Source organism: Rhodococcus sp. NPDC060176 (assembly GCF_042728675.1).
Classification (GTDB): Bacteria; Actinomycetota; Actinomycetes; order Mycobacteriales; family Mycobacteriaceae; genus Rhodococcus_F.
In genome coordinates this window covers 228,814-247,688 of sequence record NZ_JBHWYS010000007.1, presented here as the reverse complement: position 1 = coordinate 247,688, position 18,875 = coordinate 228,814, and the positions used below count along the sequence as shown (strand labels likewise).

The window sequence follows — 18,875 nt, the reverse complement described above, 5'->3', positions numbered from 1 at the left end:
ACATAATGTCCTAGATCGCTGGCAATCTGAAGATATGCGGAACGATCCCACAGGCCGAGCACTGCAACTGCTCTCGCTCCTTCAGACCCATCGTTTCTGGCACTGTGCCGAACTTGCCGCACGACTCGATGTCACGCAGCGGACCGTGCGCCGCGACATCGATCGCCTACGGGACCTTGGCTATCCGGTCGATTCCACGTCCGGAAAATACGGGGGCTACCGACTTGCGACGGGGGCGCACGTGCCGCCCCTGATCCTCGACGATGACGAGTCCGTGGCGGTTGCCGTCGGACTGCGCTACGCCACCGAGGCCGCCATCGGAGGCATCGAAGAATCGTCGCTGCGCGCGCTGACGAAGATCGAGACACTCCTGCCCCATCGATTACGCCGACGTGTGTCGGCACTGCATTCGAGCGTCAGTTCCGTGCGGCGGGCAGATGACGACGTCGTCGACCCCGAAGCACTCAGTGTGCTCGCTGCGGCATGTCGCGACCATGAGCACGTTCGCTTCGACTATCGGCGAGGTGATGGCGAGAGCAGCAGACGGCTCGTCGAGCCGCACCGCCTTGTCACGGCGGGACGTCGTTGGTATCTCGTAGCGTGGGACCACCATCGTGCAGACTGGCGAACCTTTCGACTGGACCGGCTCTCGGAGCCCTGGCTGGCAGGCAGTCATTTCACGCCACGTGAGATCCCGGGCGGTGACGCGGCAGGCTTCGTCGCGAGATCAGTCGGCTCGCCGCCTCGTCACCACGATGCAAAACTCGCCATCGAAGCCACGTTCGCCGACCTCGAGGGCGTACTCAGATGGATTGACCACACACCGATCGAGGTGGCAGCGGACCGCTGCCTTGTCCAGATCCGCAGCGAAGATCTCGGCAGGCTTGCCATGACGGTTGCGCGCATTGCGCTCACCGCCCCAGTGGTGGTCATCGAACCAACCGAGCTCGCCGACACCGTCAGTCGGCTCGCCCGTCACCTCAGGGTCTCGCCACCATGACAGAAGAGGATTGCGCGACAAGACCATTCATGCCCGGACTGCCGCGGGGACGTGCTCCCTGCGCAGGCCCCTCGTCTACCGAGACACGTATCCGTTTCCCTCTGAGCTTGGAGAGTAAGTGACCGATTCGAAATCATCGCCACCGGCTTCCGTCCACCCCCCAACGTGGAAGTTCGACTACCCGATCATTCACGCCGAGACTCGGGAACAGTGGCGAACCTGGTTGACGGACAATCACACGTCAGCCCGAGGTGTGTGGTTGTGCTCCTGGCGTACCACCACCAGCCGACCACGCTGCCCCTACCCTCAGGCCGTCGAGGAAGCCATCTGCTTTGGTTGGATTGATTCCACCAACACCATTTTCGACGAAGAGCGCAATTTGCAACTGTTCACGCCGCGTAGACGCAAGAGTTCCTGGACCCGACTCAACCGCGAACGCGCAGCCGAGATGGAGGCGCATGGCCTCATGACCGCTGCTGGTCGCCGTGCCATTGTCGCCGCGAAATCCACCGGTTGGTGGACGATTCTCGACCAAGTCGAAGACCTCGAGGAACCACTTGACTTGCACGCGGCGCTGGACCGAGACCCGCAAGCTCGAAGCAACTGGGACAGTTTTCCGCCCAGCGCCCGCAAACAGATGCTGTGGTGGATCGTCAGCGCCGCTCGAGACGCAACAGGGGCAGGTCGAATCGCCCATATCGTCAACAGAGCGGCGATCGGTCAACGCGCCCGCGGCTGATCCGCGATTCGCCCGCGTCCGGTATGAAGGCCGGTCATCATTTGCCCGAGAGGGTCTACATCGGCGCAGAATCCAGCCACAGACGTTCTCTGGGCTGGCGAGGTCGATATCTGGTTCTCGATCATCACACTCTGAGCCGGCGGCGAGCTTTTGTGCGCTCCTCAGAATCCTGTCCGTGCTCTTGCCACCTAACTCAGGGTCAAGCAAGTGGATTCCTCGACCACCGTGTGGCGGACACATTTGATCGGACCGAAACAAGTGCACCCGCCCCACAGACGCGGGACGGGTGCACTCGGTATTCGCAGGTCTGACTTACGTCAGGATGCGGATCACACGTCGTAGTAGAGCTCGAACTCGTACGGGTGCGGACGCAGGTTGACCGGAGCGATTTCCTGCTCACGCTTGAGCGAGATCCAGGTCTCGATCAGGTCGGTGGTGAAGACGCCACCCTCGGTCAGGTACTCGTGATCGGCTTCGAGGCGGTTGATGACCGTCTCGAGGCTGGTCGGAGCCTGCGGGATGTTGCGAGCCTCCTCCGGGGGAAGCTCGTAGAGGTCCTTGTCGACCGGAGCCATCGGCTCGATCTTGTTCTTGATGCCGTCCAGGCCGGCCATCATCTGTGCAGCGAAGTTGAGGTACGGGTTACCCGAGGAGTCGGGTGCGCGGAACTCGAGACGCTTTGCCTTCGGGTTGTTGCCCGTGATCGGGATACGGACAGCTGCCGAGCGGTTGCGCTGGCTGTAGACGAGGTTGATGGGGGCTTCGTAGCCTGGCACCAGACGGTGGTACGAGTTGATCGTCGGGTTGGTGAAGGCCAACAGCGACGGAGCGTGGTGCAGGATACCGCCGATGTAGTGGCGAGCCATGTCCGAGAGGCCTGCGTAGCCGGACTCGTCGTGGAAGAGGGGCTTGCCGTCCTTCCACAGGGACTGGTGGACATGCATGCCCGAGCCGTTGTCACCGAAGAGCGGCTTCGGCATGAAGGTCGCGGACTTGCCGTGCTGCCAGCAGGTGTTCTTGACGATGTACTTGAACAGCTGCAGGTCGTCGGCCGCTGCGAGCAGCGTGTTGAACTTGTAGTTGATCTCCTGCTGTCCGCCGGTGCCGACCTCGTGGTGGCCGCGCTCGAGCTCGAAGCCCGCGTTGGTCAGGTTGGTGGAGATCTCGTCGCGCAGGTCCACGTAGTGGTCGTACGGAGCGACGGGGAAGTAGCCGCCCTTGGCGCGAACCTTGTAGCCGAGGTTCGGGGAGCCGTCGGCGTTGGTCTCTGCGCCGGTGTTCCAGGAACCGGAGATGGAATCCAGCTCGTAGAAAGCGGAGTTCATGCCGGAGTCGTAGCGAACCGAGTCGAAGATGTAGAACTCGGCCTCGGCGCCGAAGAATGCGGTGTCCGCGATGCCGGTGCTGACCAAGTACTCCTCGGCCTTGCGGGCAACGTTGCGCGGGTCGCGGCTGTAGGACTCACGGGTGAACGGGTCGTGCACGAAGAAGTTGATGTTGAGGGTCTTCGCCTTGCGGAAGGGATCGATCTGCGCCGTGGTGACGTCGGGAAGCAACATCATGTCGGACTCGTGGATCGACTGGAATCCGCGGACCGAAGATCCGTCGAATGCGAGGCCGTCCTCGAACACGTCCTGGTTGAAAGCAGACGCCGGGATCGAGAAGTGCTGCTGGACGCCGGGCAGGTCGCTGAACCGAATGTCGACGTACTCGATGTTCTCGTCCGCGATGTACTTGATGACCTCTTCGGCCGTGGTGAACGCCACGCTTGTGCTCCTTAAGTCGCTTCAGCCAAGTGATGTCGGTTGAATCCGTCGAGGCAGACGGTAGGGAGCTGGTGTTGCCCGCTCGTCAACCCTTTGTTTCGGCAGTGTTACGCGTCGCAGCATCCTGGGGATTTCCGAAGTCCATGTGACCGGCCACACAGTTAAAACCCGGCAAATCTGGACTACGGTGCTGCGACGCCTATCCTGGACAGCATGGCACGAATCACCGGAACTTGGCTCTCTGGGCCTGAAGCAGCTTTGCCGAAGAATGCGGACGGTCGTGAGCAGTCTTATCGCGGCGAGTTTCTCGGCTTCCCCCAGGAGGGCCCCGGATCGCTGGTCGGTTCGGGCCGTCGTATCGCCGCACTGTTGGTGGATTGGGTTATGGCCGTGGGAGTGGCCTCGCTCATCACCGGCGACTTCTTCGACGGTATGACCTCCACGATCACGTTGATGGTGTGGTTCGCCGTCGGCGTCGTCACCGTGGCGCTGTTCAACTTCACACCGGGGCAATTCGTACTCGGACTTCAAGTTGCGCGAATCGAAGGCCCGATCCGAGTGGGCTTCGTGCGCGCGCTCGGGCGTCAGGCACTTCTCGTGTTCGTGATTCCCGCGACGATCACCGACATCGACGGTCGCGGTATGCAGGACCGCGCGACCGGCACTCTGCTCGTGAAGTCGCGCTGACACGAACTTCTCGAACGAAGAAAGACCCGGGTCCCTATGGGCCCGGGTCTTTCGTTTTGCTGTGGGGGAGTGTCAGCGACGACGAATGGTTCGCTGCATTCCCTTCATCTTCGCGCCTCCGGGCATCGGGCCCTTGGGAAGCGCTGCTCCGCCGCCGCGTGCGCTGAGCGCAGCGAGGCGACCTTCGATGTTGTCCATGCGCTTGGTGTCGATGTTGCGCGGCAGCTTGTTCAGGTAACGCTGGAGCTGCGAGAGCGGAACCTGGCCTTCGTCGTTGCCGATGATGATGTCGTAGATCGGGGTGTCGCCGATGAGGCGCGCAGTCTTCTTCTTCTCCTGCGCGAGGAGGCCCTTGACGCGTTGCGGCGAGCCCTCTGCGACGAGGATGACACCCGGTCGTCCGACGACGCGGTGAACGGCGTCGAGCTGGGTGGTGCCGGCGACGGCGTTCGTGACGCGCCACGCGCCCTGCATGTTGTCGAGTGCCCACGCGGCGGCGCCGGCCTGGCCCTCAGCCTTCTTGTACACCGATTTCTGGACGCGGCGACCGAAGATGATGAAGGCGCCGAGGAGGCCGAGAACGATGCCGATCGGCAGCAGGAACCACTGAAGGCCCCAGATGAGACCGACCAGGAAGAAGACCAGAGCCGCACCCACCAGGGTGCCGATCATCAGCGGCAGAAGGAGCTTGTCGTCCTTGCGCTGCATCTGGAACGCCTGCCAGAGCTGAGTTCTGCGTTCCTTGGAAGCCTGCTTGCGGGCAGCCTTCGCTGCAGCCTTTGCCTCTTTGGTGGGTTTGCCCTTACCGGATTTGCTGCCGTTCGCCATGTACCCAGGATACGTCCATTGCTGTGCGCCTTTACTAACCGCCCGCGGTTAATAAAGGCGCACAGCAAAAAGTGGATCAGCGATTCAGGCGCGCCATGAGTGAGCTGGCTTCCTGGGAAGCGTCGCCGCCTTCGGTGAGATGGCGCTGTGCCTCGGGAAGTTCGCGGCCGTGATGTGCCATGGCCTGCGCATACAGGCGGCCGGCGCGGTACGACGAGCGAACCAACGGACCGGCCATGACGCCGGCGAAGCCCATCTCTTCTGCAGCCTTCGAGTGTGCGACGAACTCCTCGGGCTTGACCCACCGCTCGACGGGGTGGTGCCGGGGTGAGGGGCGCAGGTACTGGGTGATGGTGAGGATGTCGCAGCCGGCGGCGTGGAGATCGACCATCGCCTCGGTGACTTCTTCCGGGGTTTCGCCCATGCCGAGGATCAGGTTGGACTTGGTGACCAGTCCGTACTCTCGTGCCGCAGTGATGACGTCGAGGCTGCGCTGGTACCGGAAAGCGGGACGGATCCGCTTGAAGATGCGGGGAACGGTCTCGAGGTTGTGTGCGAGCACCTCGGGACGAGAGGCGAAGACCTCGTCGAGCAATTCAGGCTTGCCGTTGAAGTCGGGAACCAGGTTCTCGACGCCGGTGCCCGGGTTGAGTTCGTGGATCTTGCGGACGGTTTCGGCGTAGAGCCAGGCGCCGCCGTCGGGGAGGTCGTCGCGGGCGACGCCGGTGATCGTGGAGTACCGAAGTCCCATGGCCTGAACGCTTTCGGCGACGCGACGGGGCTCGTCGCGGTCGAGGGCTTCGGGCTTGCCGGTGTCGATCTGGCAGAAGTCGCAGCGGCGTGTGCACTGCTCGCCGCCGATCAGGAAGGTGGCTTCGCGGTCTTCCCAGCATTCGTAGATGTTGGGGCAGCCCGCTTCCTCGCAGACGGTGTGCAAACCTTCACGCTTGACCAGGCCCTTGAGCTCTGAGTATTCGGGGCCCATCTTTGCTCGGGTCTTGATCCAGTTGGGTTTGCGTTCGATGGGCGTCTCCGCGTTTCGGATCTCGAGACGGAGCAGCTTACGTCCTTCTGGGGCGATAGTCACGACAGTGATCCTACGCCCGGTGATTACTGCAACGGGGTTCGGGCGAGCCCGTCAGCTGTACTGAACGGTAGTAAAAGTCGGAGTAGGCGAGGCGCTTTCGAAGGTGACGCGCTCGACGTTGCATTCGGTGACGGGCATGGTTCCGTCGAGAGCAGCGATCACGGCCATGGTGACGGCGGGAGTGACCTCGTCCACTGTGACGTCGCGACCGAGTTCGTGTGACAGCGTCGTCACCCCCGCGTCACGGATTCCGCAGGGAATGATGTTGTCGAATCCGGTCAGCACCGAATTGCAGTTCAGGGCGAAACCGTGCAGCGCGACACCACGTTGAACGCGAACGCCGATGGCTGACACCTTGCGTTCGGGCTTCCATTGCCCGTTGGCGAGTTCGGCAGGCAGCCAGACACCCGAGCGGCCGTCGATCCGCCCGCAGTTCAGGCCGAGGTCCGTGCACACCGTGATCAGTGCTTCCTCGATGCGTCGTACGTATCGCACCACGTCGATGGGCTCGGCCAACTTCACGATCGGATACCCGACCAGTTGACCGGGGCCGTGCCAGGTGATCTTCCCGCCGCGGTCGACATCGATGACCGGTGTGCCGTCGACGGGTCGATCTTCCGGTTCCGTGCGTCGCCCAGCCGTGTACACCGGGGGATGTTCGAGGAGGAGGAGCGTGTCTGATCCGATGTCGTCTGCCCGCATTGCCGCGAGCTCACGCTGACGGTCCCACGCGGTGTTGTAGTCGATCGATCCGAGTTGCTCGACGGCGATCGGCAGTTTCGAGAACCGGGCGGAGACGGCAGCGCTGCTCATGGAAGTAGAGATTACGCCCGACTTCGGACTCAACCCAGTGCGGCCGCCAGCGCTTCGCCGATCGTGTTGTGGCGGAAGGAGAATCCCGCCTTTTCCAAAGCTGCGGGAATGGCGCGCTGGCCACCGAGGATGCCGCTCTTGGCGAATTCTCCGATCAAGGCTTCGAGAGCGAACCCGGGCACGATCCACGGCGCCGGACGGTGAACTGCGCGGGACATGGCGTCGTTGAACTGGGCGTTGGTGACAGGCGCCGGGCCGGTCAGGTTGACGGGACCGGAGAGTTCGGGATTGGTGAGCGCGAACTTGATCGCGTCGCACTCGTCCTCGAGTGAGATCCACGGAAAGTACTGACGACCGTTGCCCAGTCGCCCACCGAGACCGAACGAATAGATCCGCCGAAGTCGACCGAGCATGCCGCCGTGGGGTGAAATCACGACGCCCGAGCGCAGATTGACGACGCGAGCACCCGCCCTGCACGCGGGCTCGGTGGCAAGCTCCCAGTCTCGACACGTCGTGGCGAGAAAGTCGGTGCCTGCCGGCGAATCCTCGTCGACGATCTTGTCGCCGGTGTCGCCGTAATAGCCGACGGCGCTGGCGTTGGCGAGGACGGGAACCTTCTGGCTCGCGACAGCTTCGGCCAAGACATCGGTGGCAACTATGCGGCTGTCACGGATCGCTTGCTTGTAAGAACCCGACCACCGTTTGTCGCCGATGCCGACACCACAAAGGTTCACGACGGCGTCAGCGCCTTGCAGGACGGAGAGGTCCAGACGGTCGTGGTCCGGGTCCCAACGCGATTCGTCGGGGCCGGCGGTCGACCGTCGCACCAGACGTACCACGTCGTGGTTGTCGGAGCGCAACGATGACACCAAGGCCGTTCCGATCAAACCGGACGAGCCGGCGATGACTACTCGCATTCGGAAAGCCTCCTTCGATTCAGCCTGCTTCGATATCCGAACGTATATCTCCGACCGTACTGAAAAAGCCGGGGCGCCACCTCCTGATGGAGATGACGCCCCGGCTGGAAGAGCAGTTGCTTACAGGCCCAGATCAGCTTCGAACGAGGCTTCTTCCAACCGCTGCTTCACGGTGGTGAGGAATCGGCCGGCGTCGGCGCCGTCGACGAGACGGTGATCGTAGGTCAGCGGCAAGTAGATCATCGAACGAACGCCGATGGACTCGTTGCCGTTCTCGTCGGTGACCACCATCGGACGCTTGACAATAGCGCCGGTTCCGAGCATGGCCGCCTGCGGCGGTACCAGGATCGGGGTGTCGAACAGCGCGCCCTGGCTGCCGATGTTGGTGATGGTGAAGGTGCCACCCGAGAGCTCGTCCGGCTTCAGGCCACCCGAGCGTGCACGCTTGGCGATGTCGGCGATGGCGCGGGCCAAGCCGGCCAGGCCGAGATCGCCGGCGTTGTGGATGACGGGGGAGAGCAAGCCCTGATCGGTGTCCACTGCGATGCCGAGATGCTCGGCGTCGTAGTAGGTGATCTGCTTGGCAGCTTCGTCGTAGCTGGCGTTGATGTTCGGGTGCGACTTCAGTGCCTCGACGACTGCCTTGGCGAAGAACGGGAGGAACGTCAGGTTGACGCCTTCGCGCTCGATGAAGCCGGCCTTGGCACGGGCCCGCAGGGCGACGATCTTGGTGACGTCCACCTCGAAGGTCTGCGTGAGCTGAGCGGTGTTCTGCAGCGACTCGCGCGTCTTGGTGGCCGTGATCTGCCGAATACGGTTGGCCTTCTGCGTGGTTCCGCGCAGGTGTGCCAGTTCCGGTCGGACGCCGGCAGCTGCGGATGCAGCCGGTGCGGCCGCGGGAGCAGCAGGAGCAGCGGCTGCGGGTGCGGGTGCCTTCTTGGCCTCCGCAGCGGCGAGCACATCCTGCTTGCGGATACGGCCGCCGACGCCGGTGCCGGTGACGGTGGCGAGGTCGACGCCGTTGTCCGTTGCGAGCTTGCGCACGAGCGGGGTGACGTAGGGGCTGCTGTCACCCGAAGCTGCGGGTGCAGCCGCCGGTGCGGGAGCCGCAGCGGGCTTCGGTGCGGGTGCGGCCGCAGGCTTGGGTGCTTCAGCCTTCGGGGCCTCAGCCTTCGGGGCCTCAGCCTTAGGTGCTTCGGCCTTCGGGGCCTCGGCCTTGGGAGCGGGCGGTGCTGCGGGCGCGGCGGGAGCAGCCTTGGGTGCCGGAGCCGCGGCGGGTGCGCCGGATCCGACGACGGCCAGCTGGCCACCGATCTCGACAGTGTCGTCTTCCTGCGCATTGATCTCGAGCAGGATTCCGGCGACGGGCGACGGGATTTCGGTGTCGACCTTGTCGGTCGAGACTTCGAGCAGCGCCTCGTCGACGGCAACTTCGTCGCCGACGGCCTTGAGCCAGCGGGTGACGGTGCCTTCGGTGACGGACTCGCCGAGGGCGGGCATCGTCACGGCGGTACCTTCAGCGGAACCGCCGGAAGCAGCGGGTGCCTCGGCGGCGGGAGCTTCCTCGACGGGAGCTTCGGCAGCCGGAGCTTCCTCGGCGGGAGCTTCTTCTGCGGCCGGGGCGGGTGCCTCTGCCGCGGGAGCTGCGGCTTCGCCGGCCTCACCGATCTGGGCGAGCTCGCCACCGATTTCCACGGTGTCGTCTTCCTGCGCGACGATCTTGGTCAGGACGCCGGCGACGGGAGACGGAATCTCGGTGTCGACCTTGTCCGTGGAGACTTCGAGCAAGGGTTCGTCGACTTCGACCGTGTCTCCTTCCTGCTTGAGCCACCGTGTGACAGTTCCCTCGGTGACGCTCTCACCTAGGGCTGGCATCTGGACGGAGAAGGCCATGTCTTTTGACTCCTCGACAGTTGTGTTCGGGTTGTTGAATTTTGTCGACTTGTGGTCGTAATGCATTGTGCTCGAGTGGCGCGCGACGTGCGGCTACTTGTAGCTATTTTGCCGATGTCGACGCGCGGACGCGGCGTCACCGTCGTTCATCTTTCCATTGATACGCCGGGCGTGTCCGATGAGGGGGATGCCGTCCGTTTCGGGTGTGTCGGCTACTGGCGAGTAGGTATGCGTCGGGGGTCCGGCTGTAACGTCGTAAGCGGACCAAACGGTATGTCGTGCGCAGGCACAACGGACATTGCCTGGCAAACTTGACATATCGCCGGGGTGCATCCGCGGCGTCGGTACCGAGGAGCGTACGACCGTGGGACTGTTCGATCGTTTCAAGCGTCCGCCGAGTGCGGCTCAGGCCGCAGCACAAAGTGATGCGGATCATCTGGCGAACTGGGCGCACTCACATGAAGGCGTCGAGGCGTACGTGGAACCTCAGACGACGGTGACCGAGGTGACCGTCGTCCTCGTCGCGAAGGACGGGGAGTGGACTCGTCGTCGTGTCGGCGGCGAACGCGGTGCCCGCAAATTGGGACAGGACTTGAAGATCCCGGTCTACGACGTCCGAAAAACGGGATATCCGCAGCGTATGCGTGATCACGACGAGCGTAAGCGAATCGAACGCAAGCGTGCCCGCGAGCAGGAATTGCGCGACGGCGCCTGAACTGCTGTGCGCCTTTATTAACCGCGGGGGGTTAATAAAGGCGCACAGCAAGGGTCAGCCGTTGACCGCAATGTCCTCCAGGACCGAGATCATCGTGCGAACCGGAACTCCGGTGCCGCCCTTGCCGGTGTAACCCCACGGTCCTGACGTGTTGTACGCCGGACCCGCGACGTCGATGTGCGCCCACTGGACACCCTCGGGAACGAATTCCTTGAGGTAATGAGCTGCGACCAGCATGCCGCCCCAGCGGTGCGGGGTGACATTGGCCATGTCGGCGACCTTGGAGTCGAGATCTCCACGCAGTTCCTCGGGCAGCGGCATGGCCCAGCCGTTCTCGCCCACGTTCTGCGAGATGGATGCGACGCGGTCACGGAACTCGTCCGTGCCCATGACGCCGGGCGTGCGGTTGCCGAGCGCCACCATCTGTGCACCGGTCAGGGTGGCGGTGTCGATCATGTAGTCGGGGTTGTCCTCACCCGCGCGAACCATCGCGTCGGCAAGGATCAAACGGCCCTCGGCGTCCGTGTTGACGACCTCGATGGTGATTCCGCCGTACTGGGTCAACACGTCGCCGGGACGCTGCGCGGTCGCGGACGGCATGTTCTCGGCCATCGGTACGTATGCGACGACGTTGACGGGCAGGCCGAGTTTGGCGGCAAGCACGACGGTGGAGATGACGGCTGCGGCGCCGCCCATGTCCGAGGTCATGTTCTCCATTCCGGCGGCGGGCTTGATGGAGATTCCGCCGGTGTCGAAGGTGATGCCCTTACCCACCAGTGCGACCTTGCGGGCGCCACGCTTCTTCGACGCGTATTCGAGGCGGACGAGACGCGGCTGGCGTGACGAGCCCTTGCCGACGCCGATGATTCCGCCGTAGCCACCCTTTTCGAGTGCCTTCTCGTCGAGAACCTGGACGGTGAGCCCGGCCTCGACGCCCAGTGCCTTGGCACGCGCGGCGAACTCGGCGGGGTAGAGGTGGCTCGGGGGAGTGTTGACGAACTCGCGTGCGGTGGCGACGGCCTCGGCGATGGCAGCCGACCGTGCCAACGTTGCCTTGGTCTCCTTGGCGCGCGGCGACGGCACCAGAAGTTCGACTCGGGCAAGTGGCTGCGAATCGGGACCGGGAGCCGTCATGGACGACTTGAATTCGGTGAAGCTGTACGCGCCCAACGCAAATCCCTCGGCGGTTGCACCGAGATCGAGGATCGAGAGCGTGGTTGCGACGGTGTCGATGCCGGACAGCGAGCGAGCTGCGGCGCCGGCGGACTTGCGGATCTGCTCACTGCCGAGCTTGTCGGCGGAGCCGAGTCCGACGGCGAGGACGCTGGTGACAGACAGTGCGCTCGGTGCCGGGACGCGGGTGAGCTGCTCGGGCTTGCCGGTGGCGCCGACGGCGATGAGGCTGTCGAGGATCTCGGCGAGCACGTCTTCGGCGACGATGCCTTCGCTGAGTGCGATTTCGGGGCCGTCCGGACCCGACGTCAGGCCGACAACCAATATCTCTGCGCGCTTGGCGACTGTGCCGGCGAGAACGAGGTCGGGTCCCAACGATCGGGCTGTGCGAGTGCTCAAGGTGTCTCCTGTGAGGTGAGTGCGATGCGTCCGGTTCTGGCGGATGCCTGAGTCGATGTTAGGCCCTTGGCGGATTCCGGACGGGGGATCGTCGCGGCCAGGTGAGCTCTCACTGCGGACATGTTTCGATCGGCGAAGTCCGATAGGTTGTGGGCCATGACCGACGAACAACTGTTGCAGGGCCCGATCCACCCCGTCCACGTCGAACTCGGCGCGACGTTCGCGCCGTTCGGGGGGTGGCAGATGCCGGTTTCGTACGCGGGCGTCGTGGCCGAACACACCTCTGTGCGTGAGAATGTCGGACTCTTCGACGTCAGTCACCTCGGCAAGGCCGTCGTGCGTGGGGCGGGCGCCGCGGAATTCGTGAACTCCGCACTCACCAACGATCTGAACAAGATCGGACCGGGTAAGGCTCAGTACACGTTGTGCTGCAACGAGTCCGGTGGCGTCATCGACGACCTCATCGCGTACTACGTCAGCGACGACGAGATCTTCCTCGTCCCGAATGCGGCCAACACCGCGGACGTCGTTGCGGCTCTGGTCGCCGTCGCACCCGACGGAATCACCGTCGAGGATCAGCATCGTGCGTACGGAGTGCTGGCGGTGCAGGGTCCGAAATCGGTGGCGGTTCTGACGGCTCTCGGGCTTCCCACCGAGATCGAGTACATGGCGTACGAAGACGCGGAATGGAACGGAGTGCCCGTGCGTGTGTGCCGCAGTGGTTACACCGGTGAGGTCGGCTACGAACTCCTGCCGCGCTGGGAGGACAGCGAGCCGTTGTTCCGCGCGCTTCTCGAGGCAGTCCGCGCCGAGGGTGGGCAGGCCGCCGGGCTCGGAGCCCGCGACACTCTTCGTACCGAGATGGGCTATCCGCTGCACGGGCACGAGCTTTCGCTCGAGATTTCCCCGCTCGAAGCGCGCTGCGGATGGGCGATCGGTTGGAAGAAGCCGACATTCTGGGGCAAAGAGACCCTGACCGACGAGAAGGCCGCCGGTCCGGCCCGCAAACTCTGGGGGATCAAGGCTCTCGACCGCGGTGTGCTGCGGGCCGGCCTCGGTGTTCTGCGTGACGGCGAGGCAATCGGCGAGACCACCTCCGGAACGTTCTCACCGTCGCTCAAAGTGGGAATTGCGTTGGCGCTCCTGGATTCCGGCGCCAATATCGCAGCCGGCGACGAGATCGAAGTCGACGTCCGTGGTCGTGCTCTTCGGTGCGTCGTGGTGTCTCCTCCTTTCGTGGAGACCAACACCAAGTAGAGAGCTTTTTCACGTTCGATAGGATTGCGCCCATGACAGGTGCCGCCGATTTCGTTCGTGTTCAGAGCTCGTCCCCGAAGTCCGACGCCGAGCGCCGTGACATTCTGGCGGCGCCCGGCTTCGGGCGGCACTTCACCGACCACATGGTCTCGATCGACTACACCGCGGGCAAGGGCTGGCACGACGCCCAGGTGTTGCCGTACGGAAACATCGAGCTCGATCCGGCCGCAATGGTTTTGCACTACGGACAGGCCATCTTCGAGGGCCTCAAGGCATACCGTCAGCCGGGTGGCGAGATCAGTTCGTTCCGCGTCGAGGCCAACGCCGAGCGTTTCGCGGCATCTGCGCGCCGTCTGGCCATGCCCGAACTGCCGGCACAGATGTTCGTCGATTCCATCACCGAACTGATCGACGTCGATCTCGACTGGGTTCCCGCTGCCGGCGGCGAGGACGCGCTCTACCTCCGTCCGTTCATGTTCTCCACCGAAGCCGGACTCGGTGTCCGTCCCGCTGACGAGTACCGCTACCTGCTGATCGCATCGCCCGCCGGCGCGTACTTCCCGCGCGGCGTCAAGCCGGTCAGCGTGTGGCTGTCCACCGAATACGTTCGCGCGGCCCCCGGTGGCACCGGCGCGGCCAAGTTCGCCGGCAACTACGCCGCTTCACTCCTCGCCCAGGCGCAAGCCGCCGACGAGGGTTGCGACCAGGTGGTGTGGCTCGACGCCATCGAGCGCACGTACGTCGAGGAAATGGGTGGAATGAACCTGTTCTTCGTCTTCGGCTCCGGTCCCGACGCTCGCCTCGTGACGCCGTCGCTGTCCGGATCATTGCTGCCCGGCATCACGCGCAACTCGCTGCTCGCCCTCGCCGCCGATTCCGGCTTCTCCGTCGAAGAGCGCAAGATCAGCACCGACGAATGGCGCACCAAGTGCAAGAGCGGTGAAATCACCGAGGTCTTCGCTTGCGGCACAGCAGCAGTCATCACTCCTGTCGGACGCGTCAAGTCCGCCGAGGGCGAGTTCACCATCGCAGACGGCGAGCCGGGTGAAGTGACGATGGCACTGCGCGACACCCTCACGGGTATCCAGCGCGGCACCTTCGCCGACACCCACGGCTGGATGACCAAGCTTCACTGATCGCTGGTTCGTTCAGCGAGCAACCGCTCGCAGAAGAACTGCAGAATCTCGTCTCGTGCGACGGTGGTGGGTGATCCGGCCTCGTCGACGAGGTGCGCTGTCACCACGCTGTGTGGATTGGCAATGACGTGTTCGAAGAACGGTGACGTTGCCGCGTTGGCCGCTTCGTCGGGCAGAACCTTCCCGACGAAGCGCTTACCCAAGGCCGCCCTGTAGGCCGCGAATCGTTGTGCGCGGCAGAACGGGTCGCCTTGAAAGCGGTAGGCAAGCACCGTGAGGTCTTCGGCCTCGAGTCTCGAGCGCACGGCGTCGAGTTCTTTGGGCCCGCTGTCGGTTTCGCCTGGTCGATCGAGCGGTAACGACGGTTGGGCGAGAACCGGCGCAATGACCGAGGGTTCGAGCATCATTGACAGCGCGAAGTTACCGGTGAAGCACATCCCGATCACACCGACTCCAGGGCCACCGCGCTCCTCGTGGGCCGAAGCGGCGAGTGAACGCAGCCAACGGACCGCTGGACTCGGTTCGTCGGCAGCGAGAGCGCGGAACTCTGCGCTGACGCAGGCTCTCTTGAAAACGGAGACTCCCTCGTCCACTGTGGGAACCGCGCCGTCTCGGCCGAAAAGCGACGGAACAAAGACCGTGAAACCGGCGTCGCGCACCCAGCGGGCGAATCGCGCAACATGCGGGCTGATGCCCGGCATTTCCGGCATGACGATTACTGCGGGTCCGGTGCCAGCCACGTACACGGACTTCGACACCGCGTCGATCGTGATGGTTCGCCGGTCGAAGTCTTCGAGCGGATCATCTTTTGTCATGCTTCGGTTCGGCACGGCGGGCCCTCTCAATTGGTCGAAGTTTCTCCTCTGCACAGTCTTTCGGTGCGGGATCAACTACAGAAGAGGGCGGTTCGCCACGTTTTCGGGCGGGCTCGCCACACGCGACTTATCCAGTGCCGCCGTCGCGGAACCGCTTTCGGTAGTCCGCCGGGCTGATTCCGACACGGTCGGCGAACATTCGACGGAAGGTTCCAGGATCCTGATAACCGATGTGTCCCAAAATCTTTCCGAGTGACCAATCGGTGGATTCCAAGAGGCGTTTGGCCTTTCGCACCCGTGCACGCTGCAGGTAGGCGCGCGGCGATTCCCCGGTCTCGTCGTTGAACTTCCGAAGCATTGTTCGGGTGCTCACGCGAAAAGCAGCCGACAGCAGATCCAAGTCGTAAGGCTCCGCTATCCGTTCGACCAACCAGCTTCCGACGGCCTCGGCAAACTGGGTGTGCTTCACGGGCAGCATCGAGTCGACAACGTACGGAGATTGACTGGTTCGGTTCTCCGGCGCCAGAGTAATTTTTGCCGTCGTTCGCGCAATCTTGTCGCCGAGATGCTCGCGCACGAGTGCTGTGGCGAGGTCGAGCGCTGCAGTGAACGCCGCAGTGGTGGTGACGCCGTCGTCATCGACGATCAGCGAATCGGTTCGAACCGTCGCATCGGGATATCGACTCGCGAGGTCGGCACCGTACAGCCACGACGTAGTAGCGCGGCGCCCGTCGAGAAGTCCGGCCTCGCCCAGCAGATATGCGCCGACGCACACTGACGACACACGAACGCCCCGCGCCTCGCAGGCACGGATGAACTCGATTTCTCTGTCCCACAGCGACAAGCGCGTCGCGGGATCTTCGGACGGTACAAGTTCGAACCCCGGCACCACCAGGTGATCGATGTCGTGATGCCCCTCCTGTGCGCCGATCGAAAATCCGCCCGCCGCAACGACGGGCGAGCCGGACGCGGCGATGACCGACACCTCGAATGGGTCGGTGGACGCTCCATCGGCGACGCGATTGGCGATCAGCAGAAGATCCGTGAAAACGAAGATCTCGGCCGCCAGGCAACCCTCGTACGCCAGGACTCCGACTCGCACGACGTCAGATCACAGTCCGAGAGTGAGGCCGACGGCCGTCAGCGTCACCGTGAGTTCGAGCGCGAATCCGAGAACATCGCCGTTGAGTCCGCCGAATCTCCGGACGCAGTGACGCACACACAGCACACTGATCAGCAGCGCCGACGTGGTGACGAGAGGGCCGAGCCACCACCGGTCAGTGGCAAAAGCAGAAACGGCGATCAGCGGAACCGACCATACGAGCGCGGCCCACAGCGGCTGCGAATCGGCGACGAGCGCACCGAATCCGCTCGGGCTCGACGCGAGAACGCCTCGGCGGCAGGCAAAAACGACGGCGACTCGGCCTGCAGCGACAGATACGAGGACCGCGATCCACTGCGTGGGGGAGTCGGCAACAGCAAGGACGCCGAAGGAGACCGATTGCAGACCAAGGAAGATGAACAGTGCGGCGACCCCGAAGGGTCCGGCGCCGCCGCTGTGCATGACTTCGCGGGCGCGCTCCGGTGGACCGTAGCAACCCAATCCGTCGACGGAGTCCGCCAGTCCGTCGACGTGCATCCCGCGGGTTCCGAGAGCGAGTGCGCCGACCGTCAGTAAGCCCGCGAGGAAGGGATTCAGGCCGATGCTGGTTGCGCCCCAGAGTAGAAACGTAGCGGCAATGCCGAGAGCGATTCCGGTCAGCGGAGCGGCGGTGATGGCGCGACGGCCGGCAGTTCGATCGATGTCGGAGGGGCCACGAACCGGAACGACCGTCAGCCACGAGAAGGCCAGCGGCACTCCGGACAGCGGGCCCGCCACGCTCACTCCGCCGTATCGGTCTTGGTCAGGTCGATCGACTCCGGTTCGTCGGCAGGTGCGCTGCCCTGAGTGCTGACACCGGCTTCGGAGAATGTCGCCATCTTGCTCAGGATTGCCACTGCGCCCTGAAGAATCGGGAGAGCTGTGACTGCGCCTGACCCTTCGCCGAGTCGCATGTCGAACTCGACGATCGGTTCGAGACCCATTCGCGTCAACGCGATGGTGTGTGCGGGTTCCGTGGAGCGGTGCCCGGCGACCCACCATTCACGTGCGCCGAAAGCCAGCTCGTCGGCGACCATGGCGGCTGCGGTGACGACGACGCCGTCGAGGATCACCGGCGTACGACGCGACGCTGCCTGGGCCAGGAAGCCGGCCATCGCTGCGAGGTCGGCACCCGAAGACGTGCGCAGCAGCGCGACTGTGTCGCGAACGTGCGGACGAGCGCGTCGGAGAGCATCGCGAATCGCGGCAGTCTTGCGGATCCACCCGGCGTCGTCGATACCGGTACCTCGCCCCACGACCGCCACGGGTTCGCTGTCCGTCAGGGCGGCGATGAGCACGGTAGCGGGTGTGGTGTTGCCGATGCCCATGTCGCCGGCGATGAGAAGGTCTGCGCCCCCGTCGATTTCCTCGTCCGCGATCGCTCGGCCGGCAGCGATGGCCTGGAGGGTTTCCTCGTTCGACATGGCGTCTTCGCGGTCGATGGACCCGGAAGACCTGCGTACCTTGTGGTTCGAGACGGCCGGATCGGTATCGCCGTCCACCGCGATGTCGACGACGCGAACGGTGGCGCCGGCAACCTCGGAGAGGACGTTGACTGCCGCGCCGCCCCCGAGGAAGTTGGCGACCATCTGTGCGGTCACTTCCGGGGGATAGGCGGAGACACCGTTGCGGGCGATTCCGTGATCACCGGCGAAGACGACGACGCGAGGCCGAGCGAAAGCATGTGGAGGACAAACTCCTTGGCATGCCGATGCCCAACCGGCGAGAGCCTCCAGGCGGCCCAGTGAGCCGGCCGGCTTGGTCAGGTCACGCTGACGTGCGTCGGCCTGCGCGCGCACGTCGCGGTCGGGCGGGGTGACAGGTTCGAAGTCGGCGCTACTGGCAGGCGCGACGTCAGGGTTGGATTCTGGGTCGGCAACTGGATTCGCCCCTGAATTGGCCCCTGAATTGGCGTCGGTACTCACATCGTGCCTTCCGGTTGTGCAGCAGTATCTTTCAAGACGAGCGGTAACCCTGCAACCACTAGTACGACACGATCGCACACCGCGGCGATACGAGCGTTGAGAGTGCCGATCTCGTCGCGGAACAATCGTCCTGACCGGGTCTCGGGAATCACGGCCAACCCCACTTCGGGGCTGACCAGTACCAAGGATCCGCGGTAGTTCTCGACGCCGGCGACAAGGCTGTCCGCAGCGGGCGTGATGGTGCCGCGCGGTGCGTCCCAGGCGCTCTGACGGTCCAGTTCCGTGGTCAGCCACGTTCCCAGATCGTCGACCAACGTCGCTGTGTGTGAATCGCTTTCGAGCTGCGCCGCGAGGTCACCTGCATCCGCGGTCTCGACGGTCGACCAGTGAGAAGGCCGTCTGCTCCGGTGCTGATCGATCCGGCTTTCCCAGTCGGCGTCGGAGTTATCGCGCTTCGCTGTCGCCAGGTACCGGATCGGTGCCGAATCTTCGGGTAACTGGCCTGCACAAACCAAATCCTCGGCGTGCGCGGACTTACCAGACCGCGCGCCGCCGAGGACCAAAGTTCTATACGTGTTCGTCAC

General features: G+C 64.1%; 18 protein-coding genes. 6 read left to right on the top strand and 12 right to left on the bottom strand.

Annotated elements, in window-relative coordinates:
• The first annotated feature begins 34 nt into the window (after positions 1 to 34).
• Together ACFWEM_RS27140 and ACFWEM_RS27135 are read left to right on the top strand one after the other, a co-directional pair.
• On the top strand, positions 35 to 1,000 hold the full coding sequence (locus tag ACFWEM_RS27140; RefSeq protein ID WP_378538861.1) for a helix-turn-helix transcriptional regulator: 966 nt from the start codon (positions 35 to 37) through the stop codon (positions 998 to 1,000).
• 118 nt (positions 1,001 to 1,118) lie between these two features.
• Positions 1,119 to 1,739 carry a YdeI family protein gene (locus ACFWEM_RS27135; protein WP_378538860.1) on the top strand — a complete coding sequence of 207 codons (621 nt, stop codon included), beginning with the start codon at positions 1,119 to 1,121 and terminating at the stop codon, positions 1,737 to 1,739.
• 329 nt (positions 1,740 to 2,068) lie between these two features.
• On the opposite strand, the gene glnA is transcribed toward ACFWEM_RS27135, so the two are convergent.
• The gene (gene glnA / locus ACFWEM_RS27130) at positions 2,069 to 3,505 is read right to left on the bottom strand and encodes a type I glutamate--ammonia ligase (protein ID WP_003941609.1); all 1,437 of its coding nucleotides are present in this window, start codon (positions 3,503 to 3,505) and stop codon (positions 2,069 to 2,071) included.
• A gap of 213 nt (positions 3,506 to 3,718) precedes the next feature.
• Here glnA and ACFWEM_RS27125 point away from each other — a divergent pair, with 213 nt between their 5' ends.
• A complete protein-coding gene (locus tag ACFWEM_RS27125; protein WP_172932084.1) occupies positions 3,719 to 4,192 on the top strand; it encodes an RDD family protein in 474 nt (157 codons plus the stop codon).
• A gap of 72 nt (positions 4,193 to 4,264) precedes the next feature.
• On the opposite strand, the gene ACFWEM_RS27120 is transcribed toward ACFWEM_RS27125, so the two are convergent.
• The 5 genes from ACFWEM_RS27120 to sucB form a co-directional block, all read right to left on the bottom strand.
• Positions 4,265 to 5,020, bottom strand: coding sequence for a DUF4191 domain-containing protein (locus tag ACFWEM_RS27120; RefSeq protein WP_003941625.1), 756 nt, complete (start codon positions 5,018 to 5,020; stop codon positions 4,265 to 4,267).
• A gap of 76 nt (positions 5,021 to 5,096) precedes the next feature.
• Positions 5,097 to 6,107, bottom strand: a complete 1,011-nt coding sequence (gene lipA / locus ACFWEM_RS27115; protein WP_378538859.1) for a lipoyl synthase — start codon at positions 6,105 to 6,107, stop codon at positions 5,097 to 5,099.
• A gap of 51 nt (positions 6,108 to 6,158) precedes the next feature.
• Positions 6,159 to 6,920 (bottom strand): lipoyl(octanoyl) transferase LipB, encoded by a 762-nt coding sequence (lipB, locus tag ACFWEM_RS27110; protein ID WP_378538858.1) that lies wholly within the window; start codon positions 6,918 to 6,920, stop codon positions 6,159 to 6,161.
• A gap of 29 nt (positions 6,921 to 6,949) precedes the next feature.
• Positions 6,950 to 7,837, bottom strand: a complete 888-nt coding sequence (locus ACFWEM_RS27105; protein ID WP_378538857.1) for a TIGR01777 family oxidoreductase — start codon at positions 7,835 to 7,837, stop codon at positions 6,950 to 6,952.
• 120 nt (positions 7,838 to 7,957) lie between these two features.
• The gene (gene sucB / locus ACFWEM_RS27100) at positions 7,958 to 9,730 is read right to left on the bottom strand and encodes a 2-oxoglutarate dehydrogenase, E2 component, dihydrolipoamide succinyltransferase (protein ID WP_378538856.1); all 1,773 of its coding nucleotides are present in this window, start codon (positions 9,728 to 9,730) and stop codon (positions 7,958 to 7,960) included.
• A gap of 364 nt (positions 9,731 to 10,094) precedes the next feature.
• Here sucB and ACFWEM_RS27095 point away from each other — a divergent pair, with 364 nt between their 5' ends.
• Entirely contained in the window at positions 10,095 to 10,445 is a 351-nt protein-coding gene (locus ACFWEM_RS27095; protein ID WP_003941713.1) for a hypothetical protein, read from the top strand.
• A gap of 54 nt (positions 10,446 to 10,499) precedes the next feature.
• On the opposite strand, the gene ACFWEM_RS27090 is transcribed toward ACFWEM_RS27095, so the two are convergent.
• Positions 10,500 to 12,017, bottom strand: coding sequence for a leucyl aminopeptidase (locus tag ACFWEM_RS27090; protein ID WP_378538855.1), 1,518 nt, complete (start codon positions 12,015 to 12,017; stop codon positions 10,500 to 10,502).
• Between the two features lie 156 nt (positions 12,018 to 12,173).
• Here ACFWEM_RS27090 and gcvT point away from each other — a divergent pair, with 156 nt between their 5' ends.
• Together gcvT and ACFWEM_RS27080 are read left to right on the top strand one after the other, a co-directional pair.
• Positions 12,174 to 13,274 (top strand): glycine cleavage system aminomethyltransferase GcvT, encoded by a 1,101-nt coding sequence (gcvT, locus tag ACFWEM_RS27085; RefSeq protein WP_214888016.1) that lies wholly within the window; start codon positions 12,174 to 12,176, stop codon positions 13,272 to 13,274.
• 32 nt (positions 13,275 to 13,306) lie between these two features.
• Complete coding sequence (locus ACFWEM_RS27080) at positions 13,307 to 14,410, top strand: branched-chain amino acid aminotransferase (protein ID WP_378538854.1); 1,104 nt, start codon at positions 13,307 to 13,309, stop codon at positions 14,408 to 14,410.
• Here the strand turns inward: ACFWEM_RS27080 and ACFWEM_RS27075 are convergent.
• The 5 genes from ACFWEM_RS27075 to cobU all read right to left on the bottom strand — a co-directional run bounded on the left by ACFWEM_RS27075 (position 14,404) and on the right by cobU (position 18,875).
• Complete coding sequence (locus ACFWEM_RS27075) at positions 14,404 to 15,240, bottom strand: dienelactone hydrolase family protein (RefSeq protein WP_378538853.1); 837 nt, start codon at positions 15,238 to 15,240, stop codon at positions 14,404 to 14,406. The two genes, ACFWEM_RS27080 and ACFWEM_RS27075, sit on opposite strands and share 7 nt — an antisense overlap.
• A 112-nt stretch (positions 15,241 to 15,352) precedes the next feature.
• On the bottom strand, positions 15,353 to 16,327 hold the full coding sequence (locus ACFWEM_RS27070) for a GlxA family transcriptional regulator (protein ID WP_378538852.1): 975 nt from the start codon (positions 16,325 to 16,327) through the stop codon (positions 15,353 to 15,355).
• Positions 16,328 to 16,336: 9 nt separating this feature from the next.
• On the bottom strand, positions 16,337 to 17,104 hold the full coding sequence (locus ACFWEM_RS27065) for an adenosylcobinamide-GDP ribazoletransferase (RefSeq protein WP_378538851.1): 768 nt from the start codon (positions 17,102 to 17,104) through the stop codon (positions 16,337 to 16,339).
• Between the two features lie 2 nt (positions 17,105 to 17,106).
• Positions 17,107 to 18,165, bottom strand: coding sequence for a nicotinate-nucleotide--dimethylbenzimidazole phosphoribosyltransferase (cobT, locus tag ACFWEM_RS27060; protein WP_378538907.1), 1,059 nt, complete (start codon positions 18,163 to 18,165; stop codon positions 17,107 to 17,109).
• Positions 18,166 to 18,287: 122 nt separating this feature from the next.
• Positions 18,288 to 18,875 carry a bifunctional adenosylcobinamide kinase/adenosylcobinamide-phosphate guanylyltransferase gene (cobU, locus tag ACFWEM_RS27055; protein WP_378538850.1) on the bottom strand — a complete coding sequence of 196 codons (588 nt, stop codon included), beginning with the start codon at positions 18,873 to 18,875 and terminating at the stop codon, positions 18,288 to 18,290.

What these genes read in the sequence shown, in the direction of transcription:
- sucB (WP_378538856.1), bottom strand. Translation starts at nt 9,730, where the DNA reads ATGGCCTTCTCCGTCCAGATGCCAGCCCTAGGTGAGAGCGTCACCGAG.
- ACFWEM_RS27120 (WP_003941625.1), bottom strand. Translation starts at nt 5,020, where the DNA reads ATGGCGAACGGCAGCAAATCCGGTAAGGGCAAACCCACCAAAGAGGCA.
- ACFWEM_RS27105 (WP_378538857.1), bottom strand. Translation starts at nt 7,837, where the DNA reads ATGCGAGTAGTCATCGCCGGCTCGTCCGGTTTGATCGGAACGGCCTTG.
- ACFWEM_RS27080 (WP_378538854.1), top strand. Translation starts at nt 13,307, where the DNA reads ATGACAGGTGCCGCCGATTTCGTTCGTGTTCAGAGCTCGTCCCCGAAG.
- gcvT (WP_214888016.1), top strand. Translation starts at nt 12,174, where the DNA reads ATGACCGACGAACAACTGTTGCAGGGCCCGATCCACCCCGTCCACGTC.
- lipB (WP_378538858.1), bottom strand. Translation starts at nt 6,920, where the DNA reads ATGAGCAGCGCTGCCGTCTCCGCCCGGTTCTCGAAACTGCCGATCGCC.
- ACFWEM_RS27125 (WP_172932084.1), top strand. Translation starts at nt 3,719, where the DNA reads ATGGCACGAATCACCGGAACTTGGCTCTCTGGGCCTGAAGCAGCTTTG.
- ACFWEM_RS27140 (WP_378538861.1), top strand. Translation starts at nt 35, where the DNA reads ATGCGGAACGATCCCACAGGCCGAGCACTGCAACTGCTCTCGCTCCTT.